Annotated in this window: 15 protein-coding genes and 2 tRNA genes; 9 read left to right on the top strand and 8 right to left on the bottom strand. The window is 72.3% G+C overall.

Annotated features, from left to right (window positions below; translation table 11 throughout):
- Nucleotides 1-1006 (top strand): SPFH domain-containing protein (locus ACP4J0_RS28230; protein WP_426601538.1); only part of this gene is annotated, 1006 nt, incomplete at its 5' end.
- Between the two features lie 113 nt (nt 1007-1119).
- Entirely contained in the window at nt 1120-1725 is a 606-nt protein-coding gene (locus ACP4J0_RS28225) for a lytic polysaccharide monooxygenase auxiliary activity family 9 protein (RefSeq protein ID WP_426601537.1), read from the top strand.
- 66 nt (nt 1726-1791) lie between these two features.
- Here the strand turns inward: ACP4J0_RS28225 and ACP4J0_RS28220 are convergent.
- The 6 genes from ACP4J0_RS28220 to ehuB form a co-directional block, all read right to left on the bottom strand.
- Nucleotides 1792-1865: transfer RNA gene (locus tag ACP4J0_RS28220), tRNA-Lys, on the bottom strand.
- Nucleotides 1866-1978: 113 nt separating this feature from the next.
- Nucleotides 1979-2737: an IclR family transcriptional regulator gene (locus tag ACP4J0_RS28215; RefSeq protein WP_426601536.1), complete on the bottom strand. Its 759-nt coding sequence runs from the start codon at nt 2735-2737 to the stop codon at nt 1979-1981.
- Between the two features lie 242 nt (nt 2738-2979).
- A complete protein-coding gene (gene ehuA, locus ACP4J0_RS28210) occupies nt 2980-3765 on the bottom strand; it encodes an ectoine/hydroxyectoine ABC transporter ATP-binding protein EhuA (RefSeq protein WP_426601535.1) in 786 nt (261 codons plus the stop codon).
- The gene (gene ehuD / locus ACP4J0_RS28205) at nt 3755-4405 is read right to left on the bottom strand and encodes an ectoine/hydroxyectoine ABC transporter permease subunit EhuD (RefSeq protein ID WP_426601534.1); all 651 of its coding nucleotides are present in this window, start codon (nt 4403-4405) and stop codon (nt 3755-3757) included. The genes ehuA and ehuD overlap by 11 nt, the downstream gene beginning before the upstream one ends.
- Nucleotides 4402-5106, bottom strand: a complete 705-nt coding sequence (ehuC, locus tag ACP4J0_RS28200; protein WP_426601533.1) for an ectoine/hydroxyectoine ABC transporter permease subunit EhuC — start codon at nt 5104-5106, stop codon at nt 4402-4404. The genes ehuD and ehuC overlap by 4 nt, the downstream gene beginning before the upstream one ends.
- Nucleotides 5103-6032, bottom strand: a complete 930-nt coding sequence (gene ehuB / locus ACP4J0_RS28195) for an ectoine/hydroxyectoine ABC transporter substrate-binding protein EhuB (protein WP_426601532.1) — start codon at nt 6030-6032, stop codon at nt 5103-5105. The genes ehuC and ehuB overlap by 4 nt, the downstream gene beginning before the upstream one ends.
- Nucleotides 6033-6139: 107 nt before the next feature.
- Between ehuB and ACP4J0_RS28190 the strand changes: the two genes are divergently transcribed.
- On the top strand, nt 6140-6634 hold the full coding sequence (locus tag ACP4J0_RS28190) for a DUF3830 family protein (RefSeq protein WP_426601531.1): 495 nt from the start codon (nt 6140-6142) through the stop codon (nt 6632-6634).
- Nucleotides 6635-7046: 412 nt separating this feature from the next.
- Here ACP4J0_RS28190 and ACP4J0_RS28185 read toward each other — a convergent pair whose 3' ends face one another.
- Nucleotides 7047-8441 (bottom strand): amidase, encoded by a 1395-nt coding sequence (locus tag ACP4J0_RS28185; protein ID WP_426601530.1) that lies wholly within the window; start codon nt 8439-8441, stop codon nt 7047-7049.
- A 28-nt stretch (nt 8442-8469) separates the two neighbouring features.
- Entirely contained in the window at nt 8470-9423 is a 954-nt protein-coding gene (locus ACP4J0_RS28180; protein WP_426601529.1) for a D-2-hydroxyacid dehydrogenase, read from the bottom strand.
- A gap of 188 nt (nt 9424-9611) precedes the next feature.
- On the opposite strand from ACP4J0_RS28180, the gene ACP4J0_RS28175 reads away from it, so the two are divergent.
- The 6 genes from ACP4J0_RS28175 (at nt 9612) to ACP4J0_RS28150 (ending at nt 14977) form a co-directional block, all read left to right on the top strand.
- A complete protein-coding gene (locus ACP4J0_RS28175; RefSeq protein WP_426601528.1) occupies nt 9612-10481 on the top strand; it encodes a maleate cis-trans isomerase family protein in 870 nt (289 codons plus the stop codon).
- Complete coding sequence (locus tag ACP4J0_RS28170; RefSeq protein ID WP_426601527.1) at nt 10478-11209, top strand: maleate cis-trans isomerase family protein; 732 nt, start codon at nt 10478-10480, stop codon at nt 11207-11209. The genes ACP4J0_RS28175 and ACP4J0_RS28170 overlap by 4 nt, the downstream gene beginning before the upstream one ends.
- 749 nt (nt 11210-11958) lie before the next feature.
- Nucleotides 11959-13512 (top strand): pectate lyase family protein, encoded by a 1554-nt coding sequence (locus ACP4J0_RS28165; protein WP_426601526.1) that lies wholly within the window; start codon nt 11959-11961, stop codon nt 13510-13512.
- Between the two features lie 163 nt (nt 13513-13675).
- Entirely contained in the window at nt 13676-14047 is a 372-nt protein-coding gene (locus ACP4J0_RS28160) for a hypothetical protein (RefSeq protein WP_426601525.1), read from the top strand.
- Nucleotides 14048-14223: 176 nt separating this feature from the next.
- Nucleotides 14224-14913 carry a bifunctional DNA primase/polymerase gene (locus ACP4J0_RS28155; protein WP_426601524.1) on the top strand — a complete coding sequence of 230 codons (690 nt, stop codon included), beginning with the start codon at nt 14224-14226 and terminating at the stop codon, nt 14911-14913.
- Nucleotides 14904-14977 (top strand) — tRNA-Lys (locus ACP4J0_RS28150). Before ACP4J0_RS28155 ends, ACP4J0_RS28150 begins: the two co-directional genes overlap by 10 nt.
- The last annotated feature ends 58 nt before the right edge of the window (nt 14978-15035 follow it).

Here is a 15035-nt window from a genome sequence, read left to right as displayed (position 1 = left end):
CCCCCCCCCCCCCCCCCCCCCCCCCCCCAACCCGGCGGGCGCCCCCGGGGGCGCCCTCTTCCGCGCCGGCCCCGCGCCCCGCGGGCGGCGCCCCGTCGCCGCGCGCGCCCGCCCGGTGCCGGTCGTCGACCCGGAGCTGGCGGAGCGTCCGGCCCGGGTGCTGTCCGGCGCGGCGGGTGTGGTCGCCGGTGCCTGCGGGGTGGCGGGCTGCGCGGTCACCTCCTGGTGGGCCGGGGCCGTACCGCCCCTCGCGGCCGAGGCGCTGGGGCTGGGGGCGCCCACGGGGTCCGGGCTCGGGCCCGCGCAGTGGGCGGCGTACGCGGCCGCCGGGGCGCTGGGGCTGTTCGGGTTCGGCGGGCTGGCCCGGGGCCGGACCGGGCGGGCCTGGGTGCTCGGTCTCTTCGGCCGCTACCGGGGGACCGTCCGGCGCACCGGCCTGATGTGGGTCAACCCGCTGCTGCTGCGCCGCCGGGTCGACGTCCGGCTGCGGCACTGGCGCAGCGAGCCGATGCCCGCGGCCGACGGCAACGGGGTGGCGCTCAGGGCGGTGACGCTGGTGGTGTGGCGGGTGCGGGACACCGCGAAGGCCACGCTGGGCGTCGAGGACCACGAGGCGTACCTGCGCGAGTGCGTGGAGGCGGCGCTGGCCCGGGTCCCGGTGGAGCCGCTGGGCACGGTCCGCAGCTCGGCGGACGTGGCCGGCGAGACGCTGACCCGGCTGGTGGCGGCGGACACGGCGCCGGTCGGCCTGGAGGTGTTCTCGGTGCGGCCGGTCCGGGTGGAGTACGACCCCGAGGTCGCCGCCGCGATGCACCAGCGCCGGATCGCCGCGCTGGACGCGGCCCAGCGGGTGAGCGTGCTCACGTCGGTCGTGGACTCGGTGGAGGACACGGTGACCCGGCTGACCATGCGCGGACTGGTGGAACTCGACGACTACGAGCGCAAGGTGCTGGTGAAGGACCTGACGGTGGCGTTCTGCGCGGGGCGGGGGGACGCGGGGCCCTGAACGGGTCCAGTTCAGTTATTGGTATGGACATGTTCAATCCGCGGCAATAATCTGGGACTTGGTCTAGACCTGCACGGCTCACTGAACCTCCCCCACGTCACAGGAGCAGCAGTATGCGCACAAGGACCACGTTGTACGCCGCCGCGGTGGCCATGGCGACCACCGGAGCCCTCGTGCTCTCGTCCGGCGGTGCCAGCGGCCACGGATACACCGACCTGCCGGTCAGCCGGCAGAAGGTCTGCCAGAACGGCACCGTCAGCGGCTGCGGCGACATCCAGTGGGAGCCGCACAGCGTCGAGGGACCCAAGGGCTTCCCGGCGGGCGGGCCGGCCGACGGGCGGATATGTTCCGCGAACAACACCCGGTTCGGCCAACTCGACAGCCCGAGGACGCCGAACGGCCAGGCGTGGCCGACCACCAAGGTGAACGGCGGGCAGAGCTACACCTTCCGCTGGCAGTTCACCGCCCGGCACGCCACGACCGACTTCCGGTACTACGTCACCAAGCCGGGCTGGAACCAGAACCACAACCTGGCCCGGTCCGACCTCAACCTCACGCCGTTCTTCACGGTGCCCTACGGCGGCAAGCAGCCGCCGGCCACGCTCTCCCACAGCGGGACGCTGCCGTCCGGGCTGAGCGGGCACCACGTGATCGTCGCGGTGTGGACGGTCGCCGACACGGCCAACGCGTTCTACGCGTGCTCGGACGTGACCTTCTGAACAGGCGGACGTGACGTTCCGGAACAAGCGAAGGGCCCCTCGCCTGGGCGAGGGGCCCTTCTTCTGTGCGCCGCCAGGGACTCGAACCCCGGACCCGCTGATTAAGAGTCAGCTGCTCTAACCAACTGAGCTAGCGGCGCATGACTCCCGCCTTCCGCTTCCCGCGGCCGGCGACGACGAAAATACTACCTGGTCCTCAGGGGTGCTCCCGACCACCGCCGGGGCGACCCCGGCAAGAGCCGAACGACACCCCCTAGATCGCCAGTGACAGCAGCACCGGCGCCGCGTTCCGGTTCAGCTCGTCCGCGGCCCGGCGCAGCCGGTGGGCGTGCGCGACCGGGAGGGACAGGGCCAGGCATCCGACGGCGGAACCGGCCGTGATGGGGACGGCGGCGCAGACCGTGCCCACCGCGTACTCCTGGAGGTCGAGGACCGGCACGGTGGGCGGCTGGGACTCCAGCCGGGACAGCAGCAGCTTGTCGCTGGTGATGGTGCGCGAGGTGAGGCGGGCCATCCGGTGCCGGGCGAGGTGGTCGCGCCGGCCCGCGTGGTCCAGCTGGGTCAGCAGGCTCTTGCCGACCGCGGTGGCGTGCGCCGAGACGCGGAAGTCCACCCACTCGTTGACCTTGGGCGTGGCCGGGCTGTCGGCGTACTGGGTGACGCTGACCTCACCGTCGACGTACCGGCTGATGTAGACGGCGGCGCCCACCGAGTCGCGCAGCCGGTCCAGGGTGTGCTGGAGCTTGTCGCGCAGGGCCTCCTCGCGGCCGTGGGCCGAACCCAGGCGGGCCAGGGCCTCCCCGGCGGTGTACGCGCCGTCGGCGCTCTGCTCGACGTAGCCCTCGCGGCGCAGCATGCGCAGGAGCGTGGTCAGGCGCTCCCGGTCGAGGCCGGTCTGCCGGGCGACTTCGGTGTCGGTGATTCCGGTGGTCTGCCGCGCCACTGTCTCCAGGACGCGCAGGGCGTTCTGGGCCGAGTGGTGCGGCGCGGTCGGCTTGTGCTGCAGCGCCACGGTGGTCTCCCCCTGCGCTTGGCTGGTAGGCCCCTGTCCCTGTCCCTGCCTGTGCCCCCGATCCGGACAGCGGATCCCCTTCACGATAGCGGCCAACGGGCCGGACGGGAGGGGATGTTGGCGAGATTCCAGGGCCCCCAGCTGCGGCGCTGATCCGCTGACATATGCCAGCGGCCTGCCCCAACGCGCCGACCTCGGGCGTTGGGGCGGCGACGCCGCACAGGGGGAGCGGCGCGCGGTGTTCAGAGCACCGCGCTGAGGAATTCCCGGGTCCGGTCGTGCTCCGGCTCGGTGAAGATCTTCTCCGGCGGGCCGGTCTCGATGACCCGGCCCGAGTCGAACATCAGGACCTGGTCCGAGATGTCCCGGGCGAAGTTCATCTCGTGGGTCACGCAGAGCATGGTGATGTCCGTGCTGCGGGCGATGTCCCGCAGCAGGTCGAGGACGCCCGCGACCAGCTCCGGGTCGAGCGCGGAGGTCACCTCGTCGAGGAGGAGCACCTTCGGCCGCATCGCCAGCGCCCGGGCGATCGCCACGCGCTGCTGCTGGCCGCCGGAGAGCTGGGCCGGGCGGGCGTCGCACTTGTCGGCCAGGCCCACCATGTCGAGCAGGCCCTTGGCGCGCTCCACCGCCTCGTCCTTGGACATGCCGAGCACCGTGACCGGCGCCTCGGTGATGTTGCGCAGGACGCTCATGTTCGGGAACAGGTTGAACTGCTGGAACACCATCCCGATCTGCTTGCGGACCTCGCGCCGCTCCTTCTCCGTCGCCGGGAAGAGCTTCTGCCCGTCCACGGTGATCGTGCCCTCGTCGGGCTTGAGGAGCGTCATCAGCAGCCGCAGGATCGTCGTCTTGCCCGACCCGGACGGGCCGATCAGGGTGACGTGCTTGCCGGCGTCGACGGAGAAGTCGAGGTGGTCGAGGACGGTGTTCTCACCGAACCTCTTGGTGACCTGCTCCAGGCGGATCAGCTCGCCGGAGCTGCGCTCGGGGCTCTTCTCGGGATTGGGGAGAGTGTCAGTGGGCAAGGCGTCGCTCCAGGGCTCGCAGGGCAAGGGAGGCCAGGTAGGAGATGACGATGAAGGCCACGCCGATCACCGTCAGGGGCTCGGTGAACTGGAAGTTCTGCTGCGAGAACAGCCGTGCCTCGCCGAGCATCTCCAGCACCGTGATCGCCATCAGCAGCGGCGTGTCCTTCAGCATGGAGATCACGTAGTTGCCGAGGGCGGGGATCACCCGGCGGATCGCCTGCGGCAGGATCACGGCCGTCCACGTCCGCTTCAGCGGCAGGTTCAGCGCCGTCGCGGCCTCCCACTGGCCGACCGGCACCGCCTCGATACCGGCCCGGTAGACCTGCATCGTGTACGTCGAGTAGTGCAGGCCGATGGCGAGCACGCCGGTGGTGAGCGCCGAGGCGGTCACCCCCCACTCGGGCAGCACGTAGAAGAGGAAGAACAGCTGCACCAGCAGCGGCGTGTTCCGGACGAACTCGGTGACCACGCCGACGGGCCAGGTCACCCAGCGGGACGGCACCCGCATCAGCAGCGCCCACACCAGACCGAGGACGAACGAGACCAGCGATCCCAGGACCAGGATCTGCAGGGTGACCAGCAGCCCGTCCCAGAAGTGCGGCATGAAGTCGGAGACCGCGCTCCAGTCCCACTTCATCGGACACCCCCGATCCCGGCCGGCTCAGCGGCGGCGGCCGTGCGCTTGGGGGCCGTCTTCCCGACGCCCGCCTTCAGCTTCTTCTCCAGACCGCGCATCACCCGGGTGAGCAGGAACGCGATCACGAAGTAGATCAGCAGGATGTACGTGTAGATCTCCGCGCTCTCCTGCAGCGCCAGGCGTACCAGGTTGCCGCTGAACGCCAGATCGCCCATGCCCATGATCGACACCAGCGCGGTGCCCTTGAGCAGCTCGATCAGCAGGTTGGAGAACGGCGGGATCATCTCCGGCACCGCCTGCGGCAGCAGGATCAGCCTCATCCGCTGCCAGGGCGTGAAGCTGAGCGCGATGCCGCCCTCCTTCTGCGCCGGGTCGACCGCGCCGAGCGCGCCGCGCACGATCTCGGAGCCGTACGCCCCGTAGGTCAGGCCCAGCGCCAGCGTGCCCGCCCACATCGGCACCAGCTGCCAGCCGAAGGCCGGGGGCAGCACGAAGAACACCCAGAAGATCATCACCAGTGCCGAGGTCCCGCGGAACACCTCGGTGTAGACGCCCGCCAGGAAGCGGACGATCCACAGCCGGTGGGTGCGCGCGACGCCGACCACGAAGGAGACGGCCGCCGCGAGCAGTGAGCTGAAGACGAGCAGCTGGACCGTGACCCAGACACCCTGGAGTACGAGTTCCCACAGTCCCGAGGTCATCCGCCGCAGAGCTCCTTCGCGGTCAGATCGGTCATCTCGTTCTCGGTGAAACCGAAGGGCTTGAGGATGCGGAGCAGCTCACCGCTCTTCTTGAGCTTCTGCAGTTCCACGTTGAAGGCGTCCCGCAGGTTCGTCTCGGTCGGCCGGAAGGCGAAACCGCCGCCGTCGACCTTCGGCTTGCCGTCGATGACCGGCGAGAAGGGCTCGGTCGCCTCGGCCTTGCCGGACTTCTTCACCACCTCGCGGACGGTCAGCGCCGTACCCGCGAAGACGTCCACGCGCCCGGACTCGACGGCGTTGAGTCCGGCCACCTGGTCGGGGACGATCAGGATGTCGTCCTCCTTGATCCCGTGCTCCACCGCGTAGGCGATCTCGGCGTAACCGGTGCCGGTCGCGAACTTGGCCTTCTTCCGGAAGACGTCCTTGTAGTTGTGCAGCCCGAGCGGGTTGCCCTTGCGCACGATGTACGCGTCGAGCATCTGGTAGTCCGGGTCGGAGAAGATGACCTGCTGGCAGCGGTCGGGGTTGATGTACATCCCGGCCGCCACCACGTCGAACTGCTGCGACGCCAGCCCCGGGATGAGGGAGCCGAACTCCGTCGGCACCGGCTGCACCCGGTCCACTCCGAGCCGCTTGAAGATGACCTTCGCCAGCTCCGGGGCCTCGCCGGTCAGCTCACCGTCCTTGTTGATGTACCCGAAGGGGATCTCGCCCGCGATGCCGAGCCGGGCCACGCCCTGGGCCCTGAGCCGGTCGAGGAGATCGCCGCCTTCCACGTCGGACGCGGTGGCCACCCGCGAGCAGCCGGCCGCCCCCAGCGCGCCGAGCGCCGCGACCCCCGCGAGCAGCGACCGGCGGGTGGGCCCGGCTGTCCTGGACCATTGGTCGGATATGCCCCATGGAGGGGTTCTGTGTGGTGGAGCCATGGGCGCGCAGCTACCCGAAGCCGGGCAGGTTATGCCGATCTTTTTCGGACCGGTACGACGGCACGGCACCCTTGACCCGGACGGCGCCGGGCACTGCCATGGAGGGCATGGCTGATCGCTACATCGAAGTCTCGCTGGTCAAGCGCGGAATCACGTGCACGGCCCAACTCCTGGAGGACCGGGCACCGGTCACCTGCGCGGCGGTCTGGGACGCGCTCCCCCTCGGCGGCGACGTGTATCACGCCAAATACGCGCGAAACGAGATCTACGCCCTCTTCCCGCCCTTCGCGGCATCCGAACCACCTCTGGAGAACCCGACCGTGACGCCCATCCCGGGCGACCTGTGCTATTTCGCCTTCGCGGGCGCCGAGCTGGGCACCAAGGCGTACGGCTACGACCGCGAGGTCCGCGCCGGCACCACCCTCGTCGACCTGGCCCTGTTCTACGAACGCAACAACCTGCTGCTCAACGGCGACGTCGGCTGGGTCCCCGGCACCGTCTGGGGCCAGGTCGTCGAGGGGCTGGGCGAGATGGCCGACGCCTGCAACGACCTGTGGCGCACGGGAGCGGCGGGGGAGACGCTCAGCTTCCGGCGGGCGTAGGGACGGGCCTCCGGAGGGCCGGCCGCGGGACGGGGACGGCGCCTCACCGGGCCGCGGCCTCCGCCTCCGCCTCCGCCGCCGATCCCTCGGGGAGGCGACCGCGCGCCGGCGCGCTCATGGCGTCCCGCCGGGTGTGGGCCGTACCGGGCTTACGGCGTCCCGCCGGGTGTGGGCCGTACCGGGCCGGGGAGCGGGCCGGGGTCCGTGCCGGCGCAGCGGGGCCGGCGTGCCGCGGGGCGGGGTGTGCGCGCGAGGTGGGGGTGTGCGCGAGGTGGGTTCGGCCTCCCGCCGCCGGGGGCGGTGCCGAGGCTCTGCCCGGGGGCGGAGCCGGGCCCCGCTCCGGGTGGGCGTGGCGGCCGGTTCGCGGGCCTGCGTGTTCGCTTCACGGGCCCGCGCGTTCGGCGCGGCGGGCCTACGTGTGCGGCGCGGGCACCGCGCCCGCCTCGTACAGGGCGTGTGCCGCGCGCAGGACCAGGTCGTCCCGGTGGCGGGCCGCCACCAGTTGAAGGCCGACGGGCAGTCCGTCCCCGTCGGTCCCGACCGGTACGGTCGCCGCCGGCTGCTGGGTCAGGTTGAACGGATAGGTGAAGGGCGTCCACCCGGTCCACCGCCGGTGCCCCGAGCCCTTCGGCACCTCGGCGCCCGCCTCGAACGCCGTGATCGGCAGCGTCGGCGTGACCAGCAGGTCGTACGCCTCGTGGAAGCGGCCCATCCGCCGGCCCAGCTCCATCCGCACGTCCACCGCGGCCAGGTACTCCAGCGCCGAGTACCGCGCCCCCGCGCCGACGATCTCCCGCAGCCCCGGGTCGAGCAACTCCCGCTGCCCCGGCCGCAGACGCTGCACCACGCGTGCCGCCCCGCTGAACCACAGCGCGTGGAAGGCGTCCACCGGGTCCGCGAAGTCCGGGTCGGCCTCGCTCACGTACGCGCCGAGCTCCGTCAGCCGCTCCACCGCCCGCCGGACCGCCGTCGCCACCGCCGGCCGCACCGCCACCTGCCCGCCGAGCGAGGGCGAGTACGCCACCCGCAGCCCCCGCACCCCGCCGGACAGCGCCTCGGAGTACGAGCCGGGCGCCGGGCCCAGCGCCGACCAGTCCCGGGCGTCCGGGGCGCCGATGACGTCCAGCATCAGCGCCGCGTCCGCCGCGTCCCGCGTCATCGGGCCGACGTGCGCGAGCGTGCCGAACGCGCTCGCCGGGTAGAGCGGGACCCTGCCGTACGTCGGTTTCAGGCCGAAGACGCCGCAGAACGACGCCGGGATGCGCACGCTGCCGCCGCCGTCCGTGCCCAGCGCCAGCGGCCCCGCCCCGCGGGCGACGGCCGCCGCCGCGCCCCCGCTGGAACCGCCCGCGGTGCGGCTGGGGGCGTGCGGGTTGCGGGTGACGCCGGACAGCGGCGAGTCGGTCACGCCCTTCCAGCCGAACTCGGGCGTCGTCGTCTTGCCGACGAACACCGCGCCGTGCTCCCGCAGCCGGGCGACGGACGGCGCGTCCTCGTCCCAGGGCCCGTCCGGCGAGACGGCCCGGGAGCCGCGCAGCGTCGGGTGGCCCCGCGTCACCAGGATGTCCTTCACCGTGACCGGCACCCCGTCCAGCCGCCCGCACGGCTCCCCGCGCCGCCACCGCTCCTCGGCCCGCCGCGCCCGGTCGAGCGCCTCCTCGCCGGTCAGCCGGACGAACGCGTTCAGCTCCGGCTGGATCCGCTCGGCCCGCTCCAGGGCCGCCCGGGTCACCTCCACGGGGCTGAAAGCGCCCTTGCGGTAACCGTCGACGAGCTGTACCGCGGTCAGCTCGGTGAGGTCGGTCATGCAGCACCCTCCCGCGTTTCTGGGGACGTCAGTGTCCGGGCACGTATCCGCGCTTCTTGTCGACCACGTTGGCCAGCGGCCCGCCCGCCGCCCAGCTCTCGAACAACTCCACGAACTGCGCCCCCAGTTCGTCCCGCCAGCCGACCGTGTCCCCGCTCATGTGCGGCGAGACGATCAGATCCGGGACCCGCCACAGCGGGCTGTCGGGCGCGAGGGGCTCGTGGCTGAACACGTCCAGGGCGGCGCCGGCGATCCAGCGCCTGGTCAGCGCCTCGGCGAGAGCGTCCTCGACGACCAGCTGACCCCGCCCCACGTTCACGAACCGGGCGGAGGGCTGCATCACCCCGAACCGCCGGGCATCGAACATGCCGCGCGTGTCGTCGGTGAGGGGCGCCGCCGCGACCACCCAGTCGGCCCGGGCCAGCAGCCGGTCCAGCTCACCGGGCCCGTGGACACCGGTGCGGGGGGTCCGGCCGACCAGCGCGGTCGTGATGCCGAGTGCCTTGAGCGTGCCCGCGATCGCCCGCCCGATCGGCCCGGAACCCACCACGCAGGCGCGGGTTCCGGCCACCCGCAGCGACTCGCGGTGCCGCCAGGTCCGCTCGCCCTGCAACCGCAGCGTCGTGGGCAGGTCCTTGGCCATCGCCAGGACGAGCGCGGCGACGTACTCGGCGATCGGCTGGTCGAAGACACCGCGCGCGTTGGTCACCACCGTGTCCGATTCGGCCAGCTCCGGGCACATCAGATGGTCCACACCGGCGCTCGCCGTGTGCACCCAGCGCGGCCGGGGGCCGCCGCCGGGCCACGCCTTCCGTACGGCGTGCGAGGTGAAGTCCCACACGAGCAGGACGTCCGCGTGCGGCAGCCGCTCGGCGAGGGTCGTCCCGTCGGCGTGCTCGATCCGGGCCCGGCCGGTCAGCCGGCCCAGGCGGGGGAGCGGTTCGGCGTCCAGGACGAGGAGCGTGGGCGTGGGCGTGGTCATCGGCAGGCCTGTCTCCGGTCGGCGTGAGCGGGGGCGGTTCGGTGGTCGGCGGGGAACTTGACCGGCTGTTGACCTGGAGGTGACGCGGGCGGATTGACCACGCTCGCACCGGAACCTACCTTCGTCAACACGGCCGTGCGTAACGGTGCGTTGCCATCTCCTTCCTCAGTGTGAGGCCGGTGCGTGCCATGGACATCTCCTTTCTCGGCGGACCAGCTCCGCAACGCGGGGTCGGCGTGGTCGCCCCGTTCGACTTCGCACTCGACCGCGAGCTGTGGCGGTGGGTGCCCGACGACGTGTCACTGCACATGACGCGGACCCCGTTCGTGCCCGTCGAGGTCAGTCTGGACCTCGCCCGGCTGGTCAGCGAGCACGAGACGCTCGGCGAGGCGGTGCGCACCCTCAACGCCATCACACCCGAGGTCGTCGCCTACGCCTGCACCTCGGGCAGCTTCGTCGGCGGCGTCGCCGGCGAACGCGCCATGTGCGAGGCGATGACCTGGGCGGGCGCGGTCCCGTCCGTGACCACCTCCGGCGCGCTGCTGGACGCGCTGGCCGAGCTGGGCGCACGCCGGGTCGCGCTGGTGACGCCGTACACCGTGTCCGTGACCCGAGCGCTGGAGGCGTACGTCGCCGAGGCCGGCGTGACCGTCACCGGCTGCGCCTTCATGGGGCTGACCCGGCACATCTGGCAGGTGCCGTACCGCGACGTGGCCGACATGGCACGCCGGGCGGTACCGCGCCCGGGATCGGCGGACGCCCTGTTCATCTCCTGCACCAACCTCCCCACCTACGACGTCATCCCGCAGCTGGAGGCCGAGCTGCGGATCCCGGTGATCTCGGCCAACCAAGTGACGATGTGGGCAGCGCTGCGCCGACTGGGTACCCCTGCCGTGGGGCCGTACCAGGCGCTGACCGATCCGGCCGCGCGCATCGGCCCCGCGGTGCCGGGGCCCGTCGGTCCCGCGGTGGCGGGCCCGGTCGGTCCCGCGGTGGCGGACCTGCCGGGCGTCGGTGACGCCCCGGACACGGAACAGCAGCAGGAAGGGTGGACATGACAGCACTGGGGTTCCTGTACCCGGGCCACTCCGGCGAGGACGACTATCCACGCATCGAGCAGCTCCTGGGCAGCGACATCCGGGTGGACCTGGTGCACACGGACATCGGCGAGGACGCGCACCGGGTCGACGCCCTTCGCGAGATGGGCTCACCGCGGCGGCTCGCGGCCGGCGTCGAGGAACTGCGCCTCGCCGGCGCCGACGCCGTGGTGTGGGCCTGCACCAGCGGAAGCTTCGTGCACGGCTGGGAGGGCGCCCGGGAGCAGGTGCGCGCCCTCGCCCGGGCGGCGGGCCTCCCGGCCTCCTCCACCTCCTTCGCCTTCGTGCGCGCGGCGCAGGAGATCGGGGCGCGGCGGGTCGCCGTCGGCGCGACCTACCCGGACGACGTGGCGCGGCTCTTCGCGGACTTCCTCACCGCCGCCGGCATCGAGGCGGCCGGCGTCGTCAGCTCCGGCATCATCACGGCGGCGGAGGTCGGCACCTGGACCGAGTCGCAGGTGCTGGCCCTGGCCCGCGCCGCCGACCGCCCGGACGCGGAGGCCGTCCTCCTCCCGGACACGGCCCTGCACACGGTGGCCCACATCCCGGCCCTGGAGAAGGAACTGGGCAAGCCGGTCCTCACCGCGAACCAGGTCACCGTCTGGGAGGGGCTGCGCCTGGCCGACCGCCGGGTCAACGCACCGGAGCTGGGCGCGCTGTTCACCCGGGAGCCGGTGGTGCAGGCCTGACGAACGGCGGGCCCCGGGTGGGGGCGCGGGTCCTGGTCGGGACGCGGATTCCGGTCGGGACGCGGATCCCGGTCGGCCGGGGCGTCGGTACCGCGGTGAGGGCCATGGCGCGGGGGTGCGCCGGCGTGGGTACTCGGCGGGCGGGCGGCAGAGCGGCATCACGCCCCGGTTCGTTCCGGCGGCCTCCCGGGACTGTCCGCCGGGCGAGGTGTTCGAGTGGGCGGCCCGCCGTCGACGACGCGCAGACGGCCGGCTTGGCCGCCCACCGTCGGACGGTCGAGCAGCGCGCCGTCACCGACGCGCAGACGGCCGAGCCCGGACGGCACGAAAGAACCCCGGTCCCGCTGGAGCGGGGCCGGGGTTCTCGTCGAGCGCTGGGCAGGCCTTGCACCTGCATTTCCCCACGGGAAGTGGGGCGTCTTTCCTTGGACCACCAACGCACTGCCGTTCGCCGGGGGTTGGCCCCCCGCGAGCTGGCAGGATGATCGTATCGCAGCTCCGCCCCAGGTGCACATCGGCCCGGCGCGGCGGTGGTGCGGCGGTGGGTGAGAACTCACCTGGCGGGGGTGATAACTCACCTGACGTTCACTCACATGTACAGCGGCCTTCATTCTGAACGTGCCCGATCCCTTGCCAGCCCCCGGGGGCGCCCCTATTCTCACGCCGAGAAAGCGCTTTCCCGCGATTCTGTTGACATGATCGCGACAAAGATGCCGTTCCGGCATGTGAAGACGAATGGAGAGCCCGAGATGAGACGATCAGTCGCGCTGCGACTCAACGCGGCGCTGGCCACCTTGGCCGTTGCCGCCGCGACCGGTGTGGTGCTGTCGATGCCCGAGGCGGCGGCAGCGGCCAGTGGCGCCACCGGCTACGCCACCCAGAACGGCGGCACGACCGGCGGTGCGGGCGGACAGACGGTCCGGGCCACCACCGGAACCGCGATCCACCAGGCCCTGTGCGGCCGGGCCAGCAGCAGCACCCCGATCACCATCGAGGTCGAGGGCACCATCAACCACGGCAACACCACCAAGGTGTCCGGCGACAGCTGCAGCACCGCGGCCGACAAGATCGAGCTCAAGCAGATCAGCAACGTCACGATCGTCGGGGTCGGCGGCGGCGCCGTCTTCGACCAACTGGGCATCCACATCCGGGAGTCCAGCAACATCATCATCCAGAACGTGACGGTCCGGAACGTCAAGAAGTCGGGCTCGCCCACCTCCAACGGCGGCGACGCCATCGGCATGGAGAGCGGCGTCCGCAACGTCTGGGTCGACCACACGACCCTGGAGGCGTCGGGCGGGGAGTCGGAGGGCTACGACGGCCTCTTCGACATGAAGGACGACACCAAGTACGTCACCCTGTCCTACAGCGTCCTGCGCAACTCCGGCCGCGGCGGCCTGATCGGCTCCAGCGAGAGCGACCGCTCCAACGGCTACGTCACCTTCCACCACAACAAGTACGAGAACATCGACTCCCGCGCGCCCCTGCTGCGCGGCGGCATCGCCCACGTCTACAACAACCACTACGTGAGCCTCAACGAGTCCGGCATCAACTCCCGGGCCGGCGCGAAGGCCAAGGTCGACAACAACTACTTCGAGGACTCCAAGGACGTCCTCGGCACCTTCTACACGGACCAGGCCGGCTACTGGCAGGTCAGCGGCAACATCTTCGACAACGTGACCTGGTCCGAGCGCGAAGGCGACAACAACCCCGCCGGCCCCGACCCGCAGTCCAACACCAGCGTCAGCATCCCGTACTCCTACGCCCTCGACGCGGCCGACTGCGTGCCGGGCGTCGTGAGCCAGACGGCGGGCGCCAACAAGGGCCTGAAGGTGTCGGACGGCAGCTGCACGCCGCAGAACCCGGACCCGACCGAGCCGGACCCGACCGAGCCGGACCCGGACCCGACCGAGCCCGACCCCACCGACCCGCCCACCGGGACCAACCTCAGCATCGGGGCCGGCGCCGACGGGTCCTCCAAGGCCGACGGAACGAGCTACGGCAACGTCCGTGACGGTGACATGAGCACCTACTGGTCCCCGTCCGGCTCCACCGGTTCCGTCTCCGTCAAGTGGGGGTCCGCCACCACGGTCTCCAAGATCAACATTCGGGAGGCGGCGGGCTCCGAGGGCAGCATCGGAACCTGGCGGGTCGTCAACCACGACACGGGCTCCGTACTGGCCTCCGGCAGCGGAGCGGGCGTCATCGGCTTCGACCGGACCTCGCTGAAGAAGATCACCTTCCAGATCACCGGCTCCGGCGGCACACCGAAGGTCGCCGAGTTCGAGACCTACGCCGGCTAGCGAGCGGCGTGGTCCCGCGGGAGTGGGCGAGGGGTGCCCGGTGCGCGCGTACCGGCACGGCCTCGCCCTCTTGCACGGGCGCGGGACAATGGACGGTGGCCCACTCCACCCGGAGTGCCCCGGTCCACGGGGAGGGCCGTCGTGCGCACGAGGAGGAGAAGACATGGCGGAGCCCACGCCGCGTCGGAACGAACCGCGGCTACGCCCCGCGCCCCTGCTCTTCGAGCCGGCGGAGGCGGCCGCCGATCCGGAGCACTTCTTCGACCTCGAGTCGATCGACGACCCCCGTGCGCTGCTGGACCGGGCGACGGAGCTGACGCACGCCTTCCGGGCGGCGGCGGACCGGGCGATGGAGTTCCAGGCGATGGCGGCGGCGCAGCTGGCCGACCCCCGGCGGTTCGACCGGCTGACGGCCGCGGACATCGCCGAGCGGGCCGAGTGGACCGAGGACTACGCCAAGAAGATGGTGGAGTTCGGCCGGGACCTGATGCGCGGCGGCGAGGGCGGATCGCACCCCGGGCGGCCCGTGCCCTGACAGACCCCCACGCCCGGTGTCGGGCCCCCACGCCCGGTGTCGGGCCCTCGCGCCGGCCGGCCGGTCCTCTCGCATATGCCAGGCGGGTGGGCAAGATACTGCGTCCGCCTCCCTCCTGTCCGGGTTTCCCGCAACTCCCCGGAGCCGGTTCCTCACGCCCGGTAAATGTATGCGGCATGAGCAGCACGCGCGAAGTCGCCCTCGAATCCGCTCCCCGCACCTCGGACGTCACCTCGGACGGCGCTGCCTGGCTGGCCTCGGCGGGCCCGTACCCGCGCAGCGCGCTCACGCTCTGGGGGGAGCGCCCCGGGGCCCCGGTCGTCCTGCCCTGCGGTTCCGTCTTCGACGTGGTGAGCGCCCCCGCGATCTTCGGGCGCCGGATGCTGGACCGGATGTGGGAGGAGGGGCCGGGTTCGGGGCCGGTGGCCGAGTTCCGGGGCCGCATGCTGCTGTTCACCGCGCCGGGCACGGCCCAGCGGCTGCCGTCGCTGCTGGAGTGGGAGGAGTGGAGCGCGCGTGGCCGGGAGGGCGGCCGCACGGGCGCGGTGCCGCCGCTGCTGTGCCACGGCGCCGGGGACGCGGTGACCGTGCCGGCCCCTATGGGCGTGGCGGCCGGGCGGGCCCCGGTGGACGCGGTCGTCCGGTCGGCTCCGGCGGACGCGGCGGCCGGGCCGGCCCCGGCGGGCGAGTCCGCCCGGTCCGGTTCCCGCTGGCTGGTGGCTCCGGACACGCGTCGGCCGTGGCTGCCGGGCCCGGAGATCCTGCTCTGGGCGGCCGTACGGGCGGCCCGCGCCGCCGTCCGTATTTCGATTTTTCCCTGCGCCGACCAGGATGCTAAGGTCTACGACGTCAGCAGGCGCCGCTAGCTCAGTTGGTTAGAGCAGCTGACTCTTAATCAGCGGGTCCGGGGTTCGAGTCCCTGGCGGCGCACGTTGTCGATGGCGAGGCAGGTTCGCGGAAAGCGCGAAGCGGCCTCGCCATCGTTGTT

The sequence above is a fragment of the Streptomyces sp. WG7 genome (assembly GCF_049975785.1).
Taxonomy (GTDB): Bacteria; Actinomycetota; Actinomycetes; order Streptomycetales; family Streptomycetaceae; genus Streptomyces.
The sequence above is the reverse complement of the archived record's forward strand: the minus strand, read 5'-3'. Positions and strand labels throughout refer to the sequence as shown.